Raw genomic sequence first — 15,110 nt, forward strand, 5'->3', positions numbered from 1 at the left:
CAGAGCCTGACGGCGTCAGGCGGAGAGGGCGCCGACCCCCAGGGCGGCCAGCAGTGCTGCGGTCCAGTGGGAGGTGAAGCCCGCGACCGTGAACGCGTGGAAGACCTCGTGGAAGCCGAACCACCGCGGTGAGGGGTTCGGGCGTTTGAGACCGTAGACGACGGCCCCGAGCGTGTAGAGCAGTCCGCCACCGGCGATGAGCGCCACGATGACCGGGCCGCCGTTGCGCCAGAACGGCACCAGGTAGAAGACGGCCACCCAGCCGAGGGCCACGTAGACGAAGGTGTAGAGCAGGCGCGGTGCCGTGGTCCAGAACACCCGGAACACGACGCCGGCGATGGCACCGGTCCAGACCACGAGGAGCAGGGTGCGCGCCTGGCCAGGGGGCAGCAGCAGCACTGCGAAGGGCGTGTAGGTGCCCGCGATGATGAGGAAGATGTTGGCGTGGTCCCACCGCTTGAGCGCGGTGGCGACCCGTGGGGACCAGCGACCGCGGTGGTAGAGCGCGGAGGTGGAGAACAGCAGGACGGCGGTGATGCCGAAGACGACGGCCGCCGCGCGCGCGCGCCCGTCCGGCGCCAGCGCGACGAGGACGACCGCGGCCACCACGCTCAGCGGGACCATCCCGAGGTGCAGCCACCCGCGCAGGTGGGGCTTGACGTGGTCGACGACGTGCTCGACCAGGGAGTCCACGGCCTCCCCGGCCGGTCCCATCGCTCCTCGGGCAGCGTCCCTGGCTCTGTTCATCCCCCAACGGTAACCTACGGTCCGGTAGGTTACGAAGTCGTAGGTTGGTGGGTGCCGACGACGCCGCCTCGCTGGCCGGCCCCTCCGGGCGAGTAGGTTTGGCCCATGCAGACGCCGCGCGACCTGGTCTACCGGGCCTACACGTCGTCGCTGCTGCGTCACCTGCCGGCGGGACAGCTGCCCCGCCACATCGGCGTCATGCTCGACGGCAACCGCCGCTGGGCCCGGGAGCGAGGGGCGGGCTCGGCCGAGGGTCATCGGGCGGGGGCGGACAACATCGCGCCGTTCCTCGGGTGGTGCGAGGAGGCGGGCGTCGAGGTGGTGACGCTGTGGCTGCTCTCCACGGACAACCTCAACCGCCCCGCTGCCGAGCTCGAGCCGCTGCTGGAGATCATCGAGGGCGTGGTCTCCGACCTGGCGTCCGCCCAGCGGTGGTGCATCAGGGTCGTGGGGGCCCTGGACCTGCTGCCGGGGGGCACGGCGACGGGACTGACGGAGGCGGCGGCCCGGACCGACGGGGTGGACGGGATGCTCGTCAACGTGGCCATCGGCTACGGCGGGCGGCGGGAGATCGCCGACGCGGTCCGCTCCATGCTGAGGGACGCCGCTCAGCAGGGCCGGACGCTGGAGGAGCTGGCCGACTCGCTCACGGTCGAGGACATCGCCGAGCACCTCTACACCAAGGGGCAGCCGGACCCCGACCTGGTCATCCGCACCTCGGGGGAGCAGCGGCTCGGGGGCTTCCTGCTCTGGCAGAGCGCTCACAGCGAGTTCTACTTCTGCGAGGCCTACTGGCCGGACTTCCGCCAGGTGGACTTCCTCCGGGCGCTGCGCGCCTACGCCGAGCGGGAGCGCCGCTTCGGCTCCTGAGCTGCAGGTGGGGCGGGCGGCGCGCCACGCGGGCACCGTGGGAGGACTACAGTTCCGGCATGAACATGCGCACCGTCCTTGCCTTCTCGTCGGCCACCGCCCTGACCCTGGCCCTGACCGCCTGCGGCACCGACGACGCGGACCCTGCCGTCGCCGGTGACCTGGGCCTGGTCAGCGACGGCACCCTCACGGTCTGCTCCGACGTGCCGTACCCCCCGTTCGAGGACTTCGACGACTCCACCGAGTCGGGCTACACGGGTTTCGACATCGACATCGTCTCCGCGGTGGCCGAGGGCCTCGAGCTCGAGCTCGAGGTCAAGGACTCGTCCTTCGACGCGCTCCAGTCCGGGCTCGCGCTCAACGCCGACCAGTGCGACCTCGTTGCCAGCGCCATGACGATCAACGAGGACCGCAAGCAGAACCTGGACTTCAGCGACGGCTACTACGACTCCAAGCAGTCGTTGCTCGTGGCCGAGGGCTCCGACATCGCCTCCATCGACGACCTCGACGGCAAGAAGGTCGGCGTCCAGCAGGGCACGACCGGCAAGGCCTACGCCGAGGAGAATGCCACCGGGGCAGAGCTCATCACCTTCCCCAGCGACGCCGAGATGTACCAGGCCATGCAGGCGGCGCAGGTGGACGCCCTCCTGCAGGACCTCCCCGTCAACCTCGAGCACACCCGTGACGGTGGCTACACCATCGTGGAGGAGTACGAGACCGACGAGCAGTACGGCTTCGCCGTCAAGAAGGGGAACACCGCCCTCGTCGAGGCCGTCAACGAGCAGCTGACCGCCCTCCGCGACGGCGGCGAGTACGACACCCTCTACGACACGTACTTCAGCGAGGACTGAGTCGGCGGACGAGGAGGAGGGTGCCCCCGTGAAGAGGTCCACGAGGCAGCGACTGACCCGTCTGACGCTGTATGCCGTGCTCCTCGCCGTCGCGGTGGTCGTGGGGTCCCTCGTGGACTGGGGGCGGATGCAGGCCAACTTCTTCTCGCTCGAGGGTCTGGGCCCCAACCTCACGATGCTGGTCGTGACGGGCGTGCGCAACACCCTCTTCTACACCTTCATCGCGTTCGTCGGTGGTCTGGCCCTGGCCTTCGTCCTCGCCCTGATGAGGCTCTCGCCCATCGCCGTCTACCGGTGGCTCGCCACGGCCTACATCGAGTTCTTCCGTGGGCTTCCCTCGCTCATCGTCATTCTCGCCATGGCCTTCGGCGTCCCGATCGCCTTCGGCTGGACGCCGCCGGGCGGTCAGGTCGGCGCGGGCCTGCTCGGGCTGGTGCTCGTCGCCGGCGCCTACATGGCCGAGACCCTCCGCGCCGGCATCCAGGCCGTGCCGAAGGGTCAGGCCGAGGCAGCCAGGTCGCTCGGGATGTCGCCCGGCTGGACGATGGCCTCCATCGTCATGCCGCAGGCGCTGCGGATCGTGGTGCCCCCGCTGACCAACGAGTTCGTCCTGCTCATCAAGGACACCGCGCTGCTCTTCGTGATCGGCCTCGCCGCCAGCCAGCGCGAGCTGACCACCATGGCCCGTGACCTGCTGACCAGCGGCCCGACGGCCGGGACCGCCACGAGCCTGACCCTGGCGGCGATCCTCTACCTGGCCATCACCCTCCCGCTCACCCGCCTCGTGGCGTGGATGGAGTCCAAGCAGAACAGGTCCCGCTGATGACGACGACGCCCCCCGCACCCGAGGTCCAGCCCGAGGCCGGTGCCCCGGCCATCCAGGTCCTGGACCTGCACAAGAGCTTCGGCGAGAACGAGGTGCTCAAGGGCATCAACTTCCACGTCGACCACGCGGAGGTCGTCTGCGTCATCGGCCCCTCGGGCTCGGGCAAGTCGACCCTGCTGCGGTGCGTCAACCGGCTCGAGGAGCCGACCTCGGGAAAGATCATCGTCGAGGGCATCGACATCACCGACGAGGAGACCGACCTGGACAAGGTGCGGACGCGCATCGGCATGGTCTTCCAGCAGTTCAACCTCTTCCCGCACATGACGGTGCTGCGCAACCTCACCATCGCCCAGCAGCGCGCCAAGAAGCGCGACCGGGCGGAGGCGGAGGCGATCGCCCGGGAGAACCTGGAGAAGGTCGGGATGGCCGACCGGGAGGACGCCTTCCCCGCGCACCTGTCCGGCGGGCAGCAGCAGCGCGTGGCGATCGCCCGGGCACTGTCGATGAACCCCGACATGATGCTCTTCGACGAGCCGACCTCGGCGCTCGACCCCGAGCTCGTCGGCGACGTGCTCGACGTCATGAAGGCGCTGGCGGGCAGCGGCATGACGATGATGGTGGTCACGCACGAGATGGGGTTCGCGCGCGAGGTGGGTGACAAGCTCGTCTTCATGGACGGCGGCGTGATCGTCGAGGAGGGCGACCCGGTCGAGGTCCTCGCCAACCCCCAGCACCAGCGCACCCAGTCGTTCCTCTCCAAGGTCCTGTAGACCCCCGACCCCCTCGGGCAGTTCGACCACTTGGGTCACTCCCGGAACACCGACCTCCCCTGTCACACGGTTGGCCCGCTGTTCACCTCCCAGCCACCGACACGCCGGGGTGACGCAGGCCACTTCCGGACGAGACGCCATACGGTCGGGTCAGACGCGGGACACCCGTCCTGCCTCTCGGGAGGCCCACCACATGGAGCTCAGGCTCTGCGGCGGAGGGTCGGCACCGGCTCCCCGCCGAGGTGGCGAGGCCCGGTCCCGGTCCACCGACCGACGAGACGCGTGGCCGCCCCGCGCGCGTCCGCCAGGGAGCCGCCCATGACCAGCAGCCCACGCCCCGCCTCCGCGACGCGCACGCTCGACGCCGTTCCTCTGGACGCCGTGCCGCCCGTCGACGTCCTGCCGGAGACCGACCGCAAGACCTACGTGCTCGACACCTCCGTCCTGCTGTCCGACCCGCGGGCCCTGCTGCGGTTCGCCGAGCACGAGCTGGTGCTGCCGGTCGTGGTCATCACCGAGCTGGAGGCCAAGCGGCACCACCCCGAGCTCGGCTACTTCGCGCGTGAGGCGCTGAGGATGCTGGACGACCTGCGCATCACCCACGGCACGCTGAGCGAGCCGGTGCCGGTCGGGCCGGCCGGCGGCACCCTGCACGTCGAGCTCAACCACACCGACCCCACCGCGCTCCCTGCCGGGTTCCGGCTGGGGGACAACGACTCCCGGATCCTCGCGGTCGCCAAGAACCTCGCCGCCGAGGGCCGTGACGTCACGGTGGTGAGCAAGGACCTCCCCATGCGGGTCAAGGCCTCGGCGGTCGGCCTGGACGCCCAGGAGTACCGGGCCGAGCTCGCCGTCGACAGCGGCTGGACCGGCATGACCGAGCTCGAGGTCGACGACGACCAGATGCAGACCCTCTACGAGCACGGCCGACTCGAGCACGAGGGTGCGGGCGAGCTGCTCGTGCACACCGGCCTGACGGTGCTCGGCCCCTCGGGCAGCGCCCTCGGGAGGGTGGCGCCGGACCACAGCGTCCGGCTCGTGCGCGGCGACCGCGACGCCTTCGGCCTGCACGGGCGGTCGGCCGAGCAGCGGATCGCCCTTGACCTGCTCCTCGACCCCGACGTGGGGATCCTCAGCCTGGGCGGGCGCGCCGGCACCGGCAAGAGCGCGCTGGCCCTGTGCGCCGGCCTGGAGGCGGTGATGGAGCGCCGGCAGCACCGCAAGGTGATCGTCTTCCGGCCCCTGTATGCCGTGGGCGGCCAGGAGCTCGGCTACCTGCCCGGGTCGGAGAACGACAAGATGGGCCCCTGGGCCCAGGCCGTCTTCGACACCCTCGGGGCGGTCGTCTCCAAGGAGGTGGTCGAGGAGATCCTCGACCGCGACATGCTCGAGGTGCTGCCGCTGACCCACATCCGCGGCCGGTCCCTGCACGACGCCTTCGTCATCGTGGACGAGGCGCAGTCGCTGGAGCGCAACGTGCTCCTCACGGTGCTCTCCCGCATCGGCCAGAGCTCGCGGGTCGTGCTGACCCACGACGTGGCCCAGCGGGACAACCTGCGGGTCGGCCGGCACGACGGTGTCGCGGCCGTCATCGAGGCGCTCAAGGGGCACCCCCTCTTCGCGCACATCACCCTCACGCGCAGCGAGCGCAGCCCGATCGCCGCCCTGGTCACCGAGCTCCTGGAGACCGGCCCCGGCTGGCACTGAGGGGTGGCAGTCCCCTCCTGACCACTCAGTCGTCACGGAAGTGACGTGTGTGGCAGGAGCGCCCAGGGGGGCTGGAAACCTGTGACCTTGGTCACCTGGCAGGCCCGTGGTTTGACGTGAGGCGACCCTTCCGGGCACGGTTGATGGCAGATCACGATTTGGTAACGCCGACATGTCCCCCCTCAGGTTCGTGATCGGGAGTTCTCTCCCGTACCTGATGACGGCGTTCCTCCCTCGAAAGGTTCCGCTGCCATGACCGATGTCCATACCCCTGCGCCCGTCGACGGACGGCACCGTCCCCGCCGCCTCGGCGGCCCCGCCTCCGCCGTGACCGCCGGGATCCTCGCCTGCTCCCTCGGGCTCGCCGCCTACGCCGGCACCCAGGGCAAGACCGTCGAGCAGGCGGCCCCGGAGGCCTCCGTCGGCCGGACGGAGGCCCAGCTGCCCACCGGCGTCGTCTCCGCCCTGGGTCAGGAGTCGGCCCGTTCGCTCGCCGAGGTCCGCGCCGAGCGCGCCTCCCTGAGCCTGTCCACCGATCTCGCCGGCGACGGCGTCGACGTCCTGCGTGGCGCCTCCAAGACCGTCGGCGAGGAGCGTGCGGCCAAGGCCGCCGCCGAGGCCGAGGCCGAGCGTCAGGCTGCTGCCGAACGGGCCGCTGCGGAGCAGGCTGTCGCCGACGAGGCTGCCGCGCAGGCCGCCGCCGCGCAGACTGCCGCCGACGAGGCCGCCGCGCAGGCCGCTGCCGAGGCGGAGTCTGCCGCCGAGCAGGCCGCGACGGCCGTCCGCTCCGAGGAGGAGTCCGCCTCCCGTTCCGCTGCTCGCGAGCCCGCCCCGGCCCAGCCGGCGCCGGCCCAGCCGCAGCCCGCGCCGGTCGAGCCGCAGCCCGCGCCTCAGCCCGTCTCCTCCGGGGACCCGCGCTCGATCGCCCGCTCGATGCTGTCCAGCTACGGCTGGGGCGATGACCAGTTCGGCTGCCTCGACGCCCTCTGGGAGCGCGAGTCCAACTGGAACCCCTCGGCGATGAACCCCTCGTCGGGCGCCTACGGCATCCCGCAGTCGCTGCCCGCGAGCAAGATGGCCACCGCCGGCGCCGACTGGCAGACCAACCCGGCGACCCAGATCAGTTGGGGCCTGGGCTACATCTCGGGCCGCTACGGCAGCCCGTGCAGCGCCTGGGCGCACTCCGAGTCCGTCGGCTGGTACTGAGCACCGAGCACGTTGATCTGCCGGCCCAGGGCCTAGTCTGGGCCGGTGAGCGCTGCTGACCGGGTGGACGAGGTCTCCGACGACGCCAAGGAAGCGGCCCGCCGGCTGAGCGACCACCCGTGGCTGGAGCGCCTCGCCCGGGGCGGTTTCGTCGCCAGCGGGCTGATCCACGTCATGATCGGCGGTATCGCCGTCCGCCTCGCCACCGGTGGTGGCGGGGAGGCCGACCCGAGCGGGGCGCTCCAGGCCCTCCGCGGGGCGCCGCTGGGCGTCCTGCTGCTGTGGGCCTGCGCCGTGGGGTTCTTCGCCCTGGCGCTCTGGCAGGTGCTCGACGCCGTCTTCGGCGGGCCCGAGATCACGGACCGGCTCAAGGCGGTAGGCCGCAGCGCCCTCTATGCCGTGCTCGGCGGCACGACCACCACGGTGGCGCGCGGGGCGCAGTCCGACAGCGGGGAGAGCAGCACCGACCTCACGGCGACCCTGCTGTCCGCGCCCCTGGGCCGGGTGCTCGTCGTCGGCGTCGGTCTCGGGGTCGTGGCCGCCGGCCTCTACCACGTGTACAAGGGCGTCACCCGGAAGTTCCTCGAGGATTTCGAGCGGCAGGCGGGTGGATCGGTGGGCCGCGGGATCCGCCTGGCTGGCACCCTCGGCTACGCGGCCAAGGGGGTGGCGCTCGTGGTCGTCGGTGGGTTGTTCCTGCTGGCCGCCTGGCAGTCCGACCCGGAGGAGGCCTCCGGCATGGACGGAGCGCTCAAGGCGCTCGAGGGCCGACCGTTCGGACAGGCCCTGCTCCTCACGGTCGCCGTCGGACTGGCGCTCTACGGGGTGTTCAACATCGCCCGCGCGCGCTACGCGGACATGTGAGCGAGGGCGGCCGAGAGGCGGACGCCCACGCCATACCCCGTGGCGGTCGGGGAGACGGCCGCAGCGGGTCAGAGGCGGCGCAGGCGTACCCGGTCGACCGTGTGGTCCGCGCCCTTGAGCAGCACCAGTGTCGCGCGGCTGCGGGTGGGCAGGATGTTCTCGACCAGGTTGGGGGCGTTGATGCCGTCCCAGATCCCCTCGGCCGTCTGAACCGCCTCGGCGTCGGTCAGCGTCGCGAACCGGTGGAAGTGCGAGTGCGGGTCGGCGAAGGCCGTCTCGCGCAGCGAGAGGAAACGCTCGGTGTACCAGCGCCGGATGTCGCTCACGTGCGCGTCAACGTAGACCGAGAAGTCGAAGAAGTCGCTGATCGCCAGCCCCGCGCTCCGCCCGTTGGGGTGGGGGTGGGGCGGCTCGAGCACGTTGAGGCCCTCGACGATCAGCACGTCCGGGCGGCGCACCACGACGTGCTCGCCCGCGACGATGTCGTAGCGCAGGTGGCTGTAGACCGGGGCGACGACCTCGGCCCGGCCGGACTTCACCTCGGCCACGAAGCGCAGCAGGGCCCGTCGGTCGTAGGACTCCGGAAAGCCCTTGCGGTCCATGATCCCCCGCTCCTCCAGCACCCGGTTCGGGTGCAGGAAGCCGTCGGTGGTGATGAGGTCCACCCGGGGCCGGGAGTCCCACCGGGAGATCAGCTCGGCCAGGATGCGGGCGGTCGTGGACTTGCCGACGGCCACCGAGCCGGCCACCCCGATGACGAACGGGGTGCGCTCGGCGCGCTCGTCGAGGAAGTCGGTGGTGACCTGGTGCAGTCGCGCCGTGGCCTGCTCGTAGAACGACAGCAGACGGCTGATCGGCAGGTAGACCTGCTCCACCTCGGCCAGGTCCAGCCGCTCGCCCAGACCGCGCAGGCGTTCGACGTCGTCGGCGTCCAGGTGCATGGGGTGGTTCTCCCGCAGCCGCGCCCAGTCCGAACGGTCCAGCTCGACGTAGGGGGAGGGAAAGCCGGCGCCGTTGCCCTGGGATGCCATGCGCGGCATTGTCGCACTCCCGGCGCCAGCGTCGACACCAGCGCCGGCGCCGGGATCACCCACCCGAGGACTTACGCTGGGGCCCATGTGTGGAATCGTCGGATACGTGGGGCCCGAGACGGGCACGAAGGCGCTGGACGTGGTCATGGAAGGACTGGGTCGGCTGGAGTACCGGGGCTACGACTCCGCGGGGGTGGCGGTCGTGGGCGCGGACGCGGTCGAGACACGCAAGCGCGCGGGCAAGCTCGCGAACCTGCGGGAGGCCCTCGTCGACGCGCCGGTGGGCGAGACGGCCACCGCGATCGGGCACACCCGCTGGGCCACCCACGGAGGACCGACCCACGACAACGCCCACCCCCACCGCGGCGGTCGTGACGGCAAGCTGGCCCTGGTGCACAACGGCATCATCGAGAACTTCCACTCGCTGAAGAAGACGCTGCTGGAGCAGGGCGTGGAGTTCAGCTCCGAGACCGACACCGAGGTCGTGGCCCACCTGCTCAGCGAGGCGTTCGACCGCAGCGGCGACCTGACCACGGCGATGCGCGAGACCGTCGCGATGCTGGACGGCGCCTTCACCCTCCTGGCCGTGCACGCCGACCAGCCCCACACGGTCGTGGGCGCGCGCCGCAACTCCCCGCTCGTCGTCGGGCTCGGCGAGGGTGAGAACTTCCTCGGCTCCGACGTGGCCGCCTTCATCGGCCACACCCGCCACGCCCTCGAGCTCGGGCAGGACCAGATCGTCACGATCACCCCGGACACCTACGAGGTGATGAACTTCGACGGGACGCCGTCGGACGGCAAGGCCTACGAGGTGACCTGGGACGCGGCGGAGGCGGAGAAGGGCGGCTACGCCACGTTCATGGAGAAGGAGATCAACGACCAGCCGCACGCTGTCGCCGACACCCTGCTCGGGCGCACCGATGCCGACGGCAACCTCCGTCTGGACGAGCTGCACATCTCCGAGGACGATCTGCGTGCCGTCACCAAGATCGTCATCGTGGCCTGCGGGACCGCGGCCTACGCCGGGATGGTCGCCAAGTACGCCATCGAGCGCTGGACCCGGATCCCGGTCGAGGTCGAGCTCGCCCACGAGTTCCGCTACCGCGACCCGGTCATCGACGAGCACACGCTGGTCGTCTCGATCTCCCAGTCGGGGGAGACGATGGACACCCTGATGGCGGTGCGTCACGCCAAGCACCTCGGCGCCCGGACCGTGTCGATCTGCAACACCCACGGATCGACCATCCCGCGCGAGTCCGACGCGATCCTCTACACCCACGCGGGCCCGGAGATCGCCGTCGCCTCGACCAAGGCGTTCCTCGCCCAGATCACGGCCAGCTACATCCTTGGCCTCTACCTCGCCACGCTGCGCGGTGAGTCCTACGGCCGCAGCGCCGCCGAGGTGATGGCCGAGCTGCACGAGATCCCGGGCAAGATCGAGCAGCTGCTCACGACCATGGACCGGGTCAAGGAGATCGCCTACTTCATGGCCGACTCGCGCTCGGTGCTCTTCCTCGGCCGTCACGTCGGCTACCCGGTGGCGATGGAGGGCGCGCTCAAGCTCAAGGAGCTCGCCTACATCCACGCCGAGGGCTTCGCGGCCGGCGAGCTCAAGCACGGCCCGATCGCCCTGATCGAGCCGGGCCAGCCGGTCTTCGTCATCGTCCCGTCACCGGACGCCGAGCACGGGCTGCACGGCAAGGTGGTGTCCAACATCCAGGAGATCCGCGCCCGCGGCGCCCGCACGCTCGTCATCGCCGAGGAGGGCGACGAGGACGTCGTGCCGTTCGCCGACGAGGTGATCCGGGTGCCCCGCACGTCCGCGCTGCTGGCGCCGCTGCTCACCGTGGTGCCGCTGCAGGTCTTCGCCCTGCACCTGTCCACCGCCAAGGGGCTCGACGTCGACCAGCCGCGCAACCTGGCCAAGTCGGTCACCGTCGAGTGAGCCTCCGCGCGTGAGCCTGTCCGGGTGGGGAGCGGCTCGGTGATCGTCGGCGTCGGCATCGACGTGGTCGACATCGACCGCTTCACGCAGCGGATGGAGGCCAACCCCCGCCTCGCCGAACGGCTCTTCACCGCGGACGAGCTGGGGCTGCGGCCGGAGTCGATGGCCGCGCGGTTCGCCGCCAAGGAGGCGCTGGCCAAGGCGCTCGGGGCACCCGTCGGCCTGCGGTGGACCGACGCGTGGGTCGTCCGCGACAGCACCGGTCGACCTCACCTGCGCACCCAGGGCACCGTCCGGGCCCGGGCCGACGAGCTGGGCGTCGCCCACCTGCACGTCTCGCTGTCCCACGACGCCGGGATCGCCTCGGCCACCGTCATCGCGGAGTCGGGATGATCCGCGGGTATGCCGTTCCGGACGTCCGGGCCGCCGAGGACCTCGTGCGCGCCGGGCTGCCGGAGGGTGCCCTCATGCTGCGGGCCGCGGGCGGGCTCGCCGACGTCGTCGCCCGCCGTGCCCGTCGGCGGGGAGCCACCCGGGTCGTCGTGCTGGCCGGGCCGGGTGACAACGGGGGCGACGCGCTGCACGCCGCCGCCATGCTCATGGCCGACCTCGCCGGTGAGGGGGTGCGGGTCGCCGCCGTCGGCGTGGCGACCGCACTCCACGCCGGGGGCGCGGCCGCGGCACGTGCCTCCGGGGTGAGCGTGCTGACCGTCGACCCGGGCGCGGACCGGCTGCCCGACGAGGTGGTCCGGGTGGTCGCCTCCGCCGACCTGGTGGTCGACGGGCTCCTCGGGATCGGGGGTCGGCCGGGGCTGCGCGGCGCGATGGCGAGCGTCGTCGACACGGTGCCGGACACGGCATACCTCGTGGCGGTCGACCTGCCCAGCGGGGCCGACCCGGAGGGCCTGGAGCCGCTCGGGGTGGCGGTCTACGCGGACGAGACCGTCACCTTCGGCCCGGCCAAGCCCGTGCACCTCCTGCCGGCGACGAGCGCGGCCGTGGGCCGGCTGACGGTGCTGGACATCGGCGTGGAGCCGGGCGCACGGCCGGTCGTGGAGCGGGTCGAGGCCGGCGACGTGGCCAGGATGTGGCCGGTGCCAGGACCGGGGGACCACAAGTACACGCGGGGCGTGCTCGCCGTGGTCGCGGGCAGCGATGCCTACCCGGGGGCGGCGGTGCTGTGCGTGACCGCGGCGGTGGAGGCGGGGGCGGGGATGGTGCGCTACGTCGGGCCCCCGCGGGCGAGCGGCCTGGTGCTGGCCGCCTGCCCGGAGGTCGTGCCGGGACCGGGGCGGGTGCAGGCCGCGGTCGTGGGACCGGGGGTCTCGCCGCCGGCGTCCGAGCACCGCGACGGGAAGGACCACCAGCTCGACGCCGTGCGCCAGGCGCTCACCGACGAGGCGCCGCTCGTCGTCGACGCCGGGGCCCTGGAGGTGCTGGCGGGGTGGTTGGTGCAGGGCCACCGTCGGACCGCGCCGACCCTGCTGACACCGCACACCGGCGAGCTGGCACGGCTGCTCGGCACCCTGGACGGGGGCGAGGTCACGCGCGAGGAGGTCGACGCCGCGCCCGTGCAGCACGCCCGGCGGGCCGCGGCGCTCACGGGGTGCACGGTCCTGCTCAAGGGGTGGACGACCCTCGTGGTCGACCCCGACCCGGAGGTCCCGCTCCGGTCGCAGGCGGACGCCCCGGCCTGGTTGGCGACCGCGGGCGCCGGTGACGTGCTGGCTGGTCTGGCAGGAGCCCTGCTCACGGCCGGGCTCACGCCCCTGGACGCCGGGTCGGTGGCCGCGCTCGTGCACGGCACGGCCGCACACCTCGCCAACCCCGGGGGGCCGGTGCGGGCGCTCGCGGTGGCGCGCGCGCTCCCCCTCGCGGTGGCCCGCCTCCTCGCTGTGTAGGTTGGCCGCATGGATCAGCGTCTGTCCCTCGTGACCCTCGGCGTGTCCGACATGGATCGGGCCCGCGACTTCTACACCTCCCTCGGCTGGGTCCCCGGGCCGTCGCCGGAGAACATCGTCTTCTTCCAGACCGGTGGCATGGTCGTGGCCCTGTGGGAGCGGATGGCGCTCGCGGTCGACTCGGGGATCGACGTCGAGGAGGACACCGAGGACACCCCCGGCAGCGGTGACGGGTGGGGCGGCAAGGTCCTGGGGATCAACGTCCCCAGCGCCGCCGAGGTCGACGAGCAGTTCGCCGCGGCGGCCGCCGCGGGCGCCGAGGTGCTGCGCCGTCCGTGCACCCGCTTCTGGGGTGGCTACTCAGGCGTCTTCTCCGACCCGGACGGCCACATCTGGGAGATCGCCCACAACCCCTACTGGAGCATCACCGAGGACGGGCAGACGCGGCTGGGCGACGGCCGGGGCTGACCGCCCCGGCGGGTCGCCCCAAGGGTCGCCCCGGGGGTCGCCCCAAGGGTCGCCCCGGGGGTCGCCGCGCCGAGCGCCCGGTCGGGCGTCAGTGCCGTGGCCGGTTGACGGCGCTCGTGACCGCCCTCAGGGCCGCGGTGACCGTGCTCGGGTGGATGCCCACGCCCCAGCGCACCTCCCCGTCGATCGCGCACTCGACGTAGGCGGCCGCATACGCGTCGGCTCCGGAGCTCAGCGCGTGCTCGTGGTAGTCCAGGACCCGGACGTCGATACCGACGGTGCTCAGGGCGTCGGTGAACGCGGCGATGGGGCCGTTGCCGGTCCCGCTCACCTGCAACGGAGTGCCGTCGAGGGTGATCGAGGCGTCGAGCCGGTCGTGACCCGCGTCCTCGTCGTGCGTGACGGTGTGGTCCGTGCCGGTCAGGGGGCCGTCCTGCTCGAGGTACTCGTGCTCGAAGGCGGCCCAGATCTGGGCCGGGCTCATCTCCCCGCCCTCGCTGTCGGTGTGCCGCTGGACGGCGCCGCTGAACTCGATCTGCAGACGCCTCGGCAGGTCGAGCTTGTGCTCCGACTTCATCACGTAGGCGACCCCGCCCTTGCCGGACTGGCTGTTGACCCGGATGACCGCCTCGTAGGTGCGACCGATGTCCTTGGGGTCCACCGGCAGGTAGGGAACCTCCCAGCGGTGCTGCTCCACCGCGACCCCGGCCTCGGCCGCTTCCCGCTCCAGCGCCTCGAGCCCCTTCTTGATCGCGTCCTGGTGGCTGCCGGAGAAGGCGGTGAACACGAGGTCGCCGCCGTAGGGGTGGCGCTCGGGGACCGGCAGCTGGTTGCAGTGCTCGACCGTGCGCCGGACCTCGTCGATGTCCGAGAAGTCGATCTGGGGGTCGACGCCCTGGCTGAACATGTTCATCCCCAGGGTCACCAGGCACACGTTGCCGGTGCGCTCGCCGTTGCCGAACAGGCAGCCCTCGATCCGGTCGGCGCCGGCCAGGTAGCCCAGCTCGGCGGCGGCCACGCCGGTCCCGCGGTCGTTGTGCGGGTGCAGCGACAGGACGACGTTCTCGCGGTGGTTCAGGTGCCGGCTCATCCACTCGATCGAGTCGGCGTAGACGTTCGGGGTGGCCATCTCCACCGTCGCCGGCAGGTTGATGATGACCGGCCGCTCGGGCGTCGGCACGAAGACCTCCATGACCGCGTTGCACACGCGCACGGCATACTCCAGCTCGGTGCCGGTGTAGGACTCGGGGGAGTACTCGTAGGAGATCTCGGTGCCGGGCGGCATCTGCTCCTCGTACTTCTTGCAGATGCGCGCGCCCTGGGTGGCGATGTCGACGATCTCGTCCTCGGTCGCGCCGAAGACGACCCGGCGCTGCAGCGTCGAGGTGGAGTTGTAGAGGTGGACGATGGCCTGCTTCGCGCCCACGATCGACTCGTAGGTGCGCTCGATGAGGTGCTCGCGCGCCTGGGTGAGGACCTGGATGACGACGTCGTCGGGGATCAGGTCCTCCTCGATGAGCATCCGCACGAAGTCGAAGTCGGTCTGGCTCGCCGCGGGAAAGCCGACCTCGATCTCCTTGTAGCCCATCCGCACCAGCAGCTCGAACATCCGCCGCTTGCGGTCCGGGGTCATCGGGTCGATCAGGGCCTGGTTGCCGTCGCGCAGGTCCACCGCGCACCAGCGCGGGGCCTGGGTGATGGTCCGTCCGGGCCACGTGCGGTCGGGAAGGTCGACGGCGGGGTAGGCGGTGTAGCGCGCCACGGGCATCCCGCTGGGCTGCTGAGGGTTGCGCTCGACGCGTGCGGCGACGGCGGGGGAGACGGGGCTCTGGATGCTCATTCTGGTCTGACTCTCTTCGCTGGGGGCTGTCGTGGGTCCGAGGCGACAGCAGATCTCCGCAGCGAGGGCCCGGACCTAGAAGGT

14 protein-coding genes are annotated in these 15,110 nt (G+C 71.8%); 11 read left to right on the forward strand and 3 right to left on the reverse strand.

What is annotated here, in order from left to right; translation table 11 throughout:
* Positions 1–15: 15 nt before the first annotated feature.
* Positions 16–747 carry a PAQR family membrane homeostasis protein TrhA gene (gene trhA / locus ACI3ET_RS02760; RefSeq protein WP_405031424.1) on the reverse strand — a complete coding sequence of 244 codons (732 nt, stop codon included), beginning with the start codon at positions 745–747 and terminating at the stop codon, positions 16–18.
* 105 nt (positions 748–852) lie between these two features.
* On the opposite strand from trhA, the gene ACI3ET_RS02765 reads away from it, so the two are divergent.
* The 7 genes from ACI3ET_RS02765 to ACI3ET_RS02795 all read left to right on the forward strand — a co-directional run bounded on the left by ACI3ET_RS02765 (position 853) and on the right by ACI3ET_RS02795 (position 7,841).
* Positions 853–1,617 (forward strand): isoprenyl transferase, encoded by a 765-nt coding sequence (locus ACI3ET_RS02765; RefSeq protein WP_405031425.1) that lies wholly within the window; start codon positions 853–855, stop codon positions 1,615–1,617.
* Between the two features lie 59 nt (positions 1,618–1,676).
* A complete protein-coding gene (locus tag ACI3ET_RS02770) occupies positions 1,677–2,468 on the forward strand; it encodes a transporter substrate-binding domain-containing protein (RefSeq protein WP_405031426.1) in 792 nt (263 codons plus the stop codon).
* Positions 2,469–2,496: 28 nt separating this feature from the next.
* Complete coding sequence (locus ACI3ET_RS02775; protein WP_405031427.1) at positions 2,497–3,291, forward strand: amino acid ABC transporter permease; 795 nt, start codon at positions 2,497–2,499, stop codon at positions 3,289–3,291.
* On the forward strand, positions 3,291–4,064 hold the full coding sequence (locus ACI3ET_RS02780) for an amino acid ABC transporter ATP-binding protein (protein WP_405031428.1): 774 nt from the start codon (positions 3,291–3,293) through the stop codon (positions 4,062–4,064). Before ACI3ET_RS02775 ends, ACI3ET_RS02780 begins: the two co-directional genes overlap by 1 nt.
* Before the next feature lie 318 nt (positions 4,065–4,382).
* Positions 4,383–5,771: a PhoH family protein gene (locus ACI3ET_RS02785; RefSeq protein WP_405031429.1), complete on the forward strand. Its 1,389-nt coding sequence runs from the start codon at positions 4,383–4,385 to the stop codon at positions 5,769–5,771.
* Between the two features lie 252 nt (positions 5,772–6,023).
* On the forward strand, positions 6,024–6,977 hold the full coding sequence (locus ACI3ET_RS02790) for an aggregation-promoting factor C-terminal-like domain-containing protein (protein WP_405031430.1): 954 nt from the start codon (positions 6,024–6,026) through the stop codon (positions 6,975–6,977).
* A 45-nt stretch (positions 6,978–7,022) separates the two neighbouring features.
* Positions 7,023–7,841: a DUF1206 domain-containing protein gene (locus tag ACI3ET_RS02795; RefSeq protein WP_405031431.1), complete on the forward strand. Its 819-nt coding sequence runs from the start codon at positions 7,023–7,025 to the stop codon at positions 7,839–7,841.
* A 68-nt stretch (positions 7,842–7,909) separates the two neighbouring features.
* Here ACI3ET_RS02795 and coaA read toward each other — a convergent pair whose 3' ends face one another.
* Entirely contained in the window at positions 7,910–8,872 is a 963-nt protein-coding gene (coaA, locus tag ACI3ET_RS02800) for a type I pantothenate kinase (RefSeq protein ID WP_405031432.1), read from the reverse strand.
* 85 nt (positions 8,873–8,957) lie between these two features.
* Between coaA and glmS the strand changes: the two genes are divergently transcribed.
* The 4 genes from glmS to ACI3ET_RS02820 are packed head-to-tail and all read left to right on the forward strand — an operon-like array spanning position 8,958 to position 13,186.
* Positions 8,958–10,817 (forward strand): glutamine--fructose-6-phosphate transaminase (isomerizing), encoded by a 1,860-nt coding sequence (glmS, locus tag ACI3ET_RS02805; protein WP_405031433.1) that lies wholly within the window; start codon positions 8,958–8,960, stop codon positions 10,815–10,817.
* Positions 10,818–10,856: 39 nt separating this feature from the next.
* Positions 10,857–11,210: a holo-ACP synthase gene (locus tag ACI3ET_RS02810; RefSeq protein WP_405031508.1), complete on the forward strand. Its 354-nt coding sequence runs from the start codon at positions 10,857–10,859 to the stop codon at positions 11,208–11,210.
* Positions 11,207–12,718: an NAD(P)H-hydrate epimerase gene (locus ACI3ET_RS02815; RefSeq protein WP_405031434.1), complete on the forward strand. Its 1,512-nt coding sequence runs from the start codon at positions 11,207–11,209 to the stop codon at positions 12,716–12,718. The genes ACI3ET_RS02810 and ACI3ET_RS02815 overlap by 4 nt, the downstream gene beginning before the upstream one ends.
* A gap of 9 nt (positions 12,719–12,727) precedes the next feature.
* Complete coding sequence (locus ACI3ET_RS02820; protein ID WP_405031435.1) at positions 12,728–13,186, forward strand: VOC family protein; 459 nt, start codon at positions 12,728–12,730, stop codon at positions 13,184–13,186.
* Positions 13,187–13,274: 88 nt separating this feature from the next.
* On the opposite strand, the gene leuA is transcribed toward ACI3ET_RS02820, so the two are convergent.
* Positions 13,275–15,026, reverse strand: coding sequence for a 2-isopropylmalate synthase (gene leuA, locus ACI3ET_RS02825; RefSeq protein WP_405031436.1), 1,752 nt, complete (start codon positions 15,024–15,026; stop codon positions 13,275–13,277).
* Positions 15,027–15,110: the final 84 nt, after the last annotated feature.

Source organism: Ornithinimicrobium jinqii (assembly GCF_045032595.1).
Lineage (GTDB): Bacteria > Actinomycetota > Actinomycetes > Actinomycetales > Dermatophilaceae > Ornithinicoccus.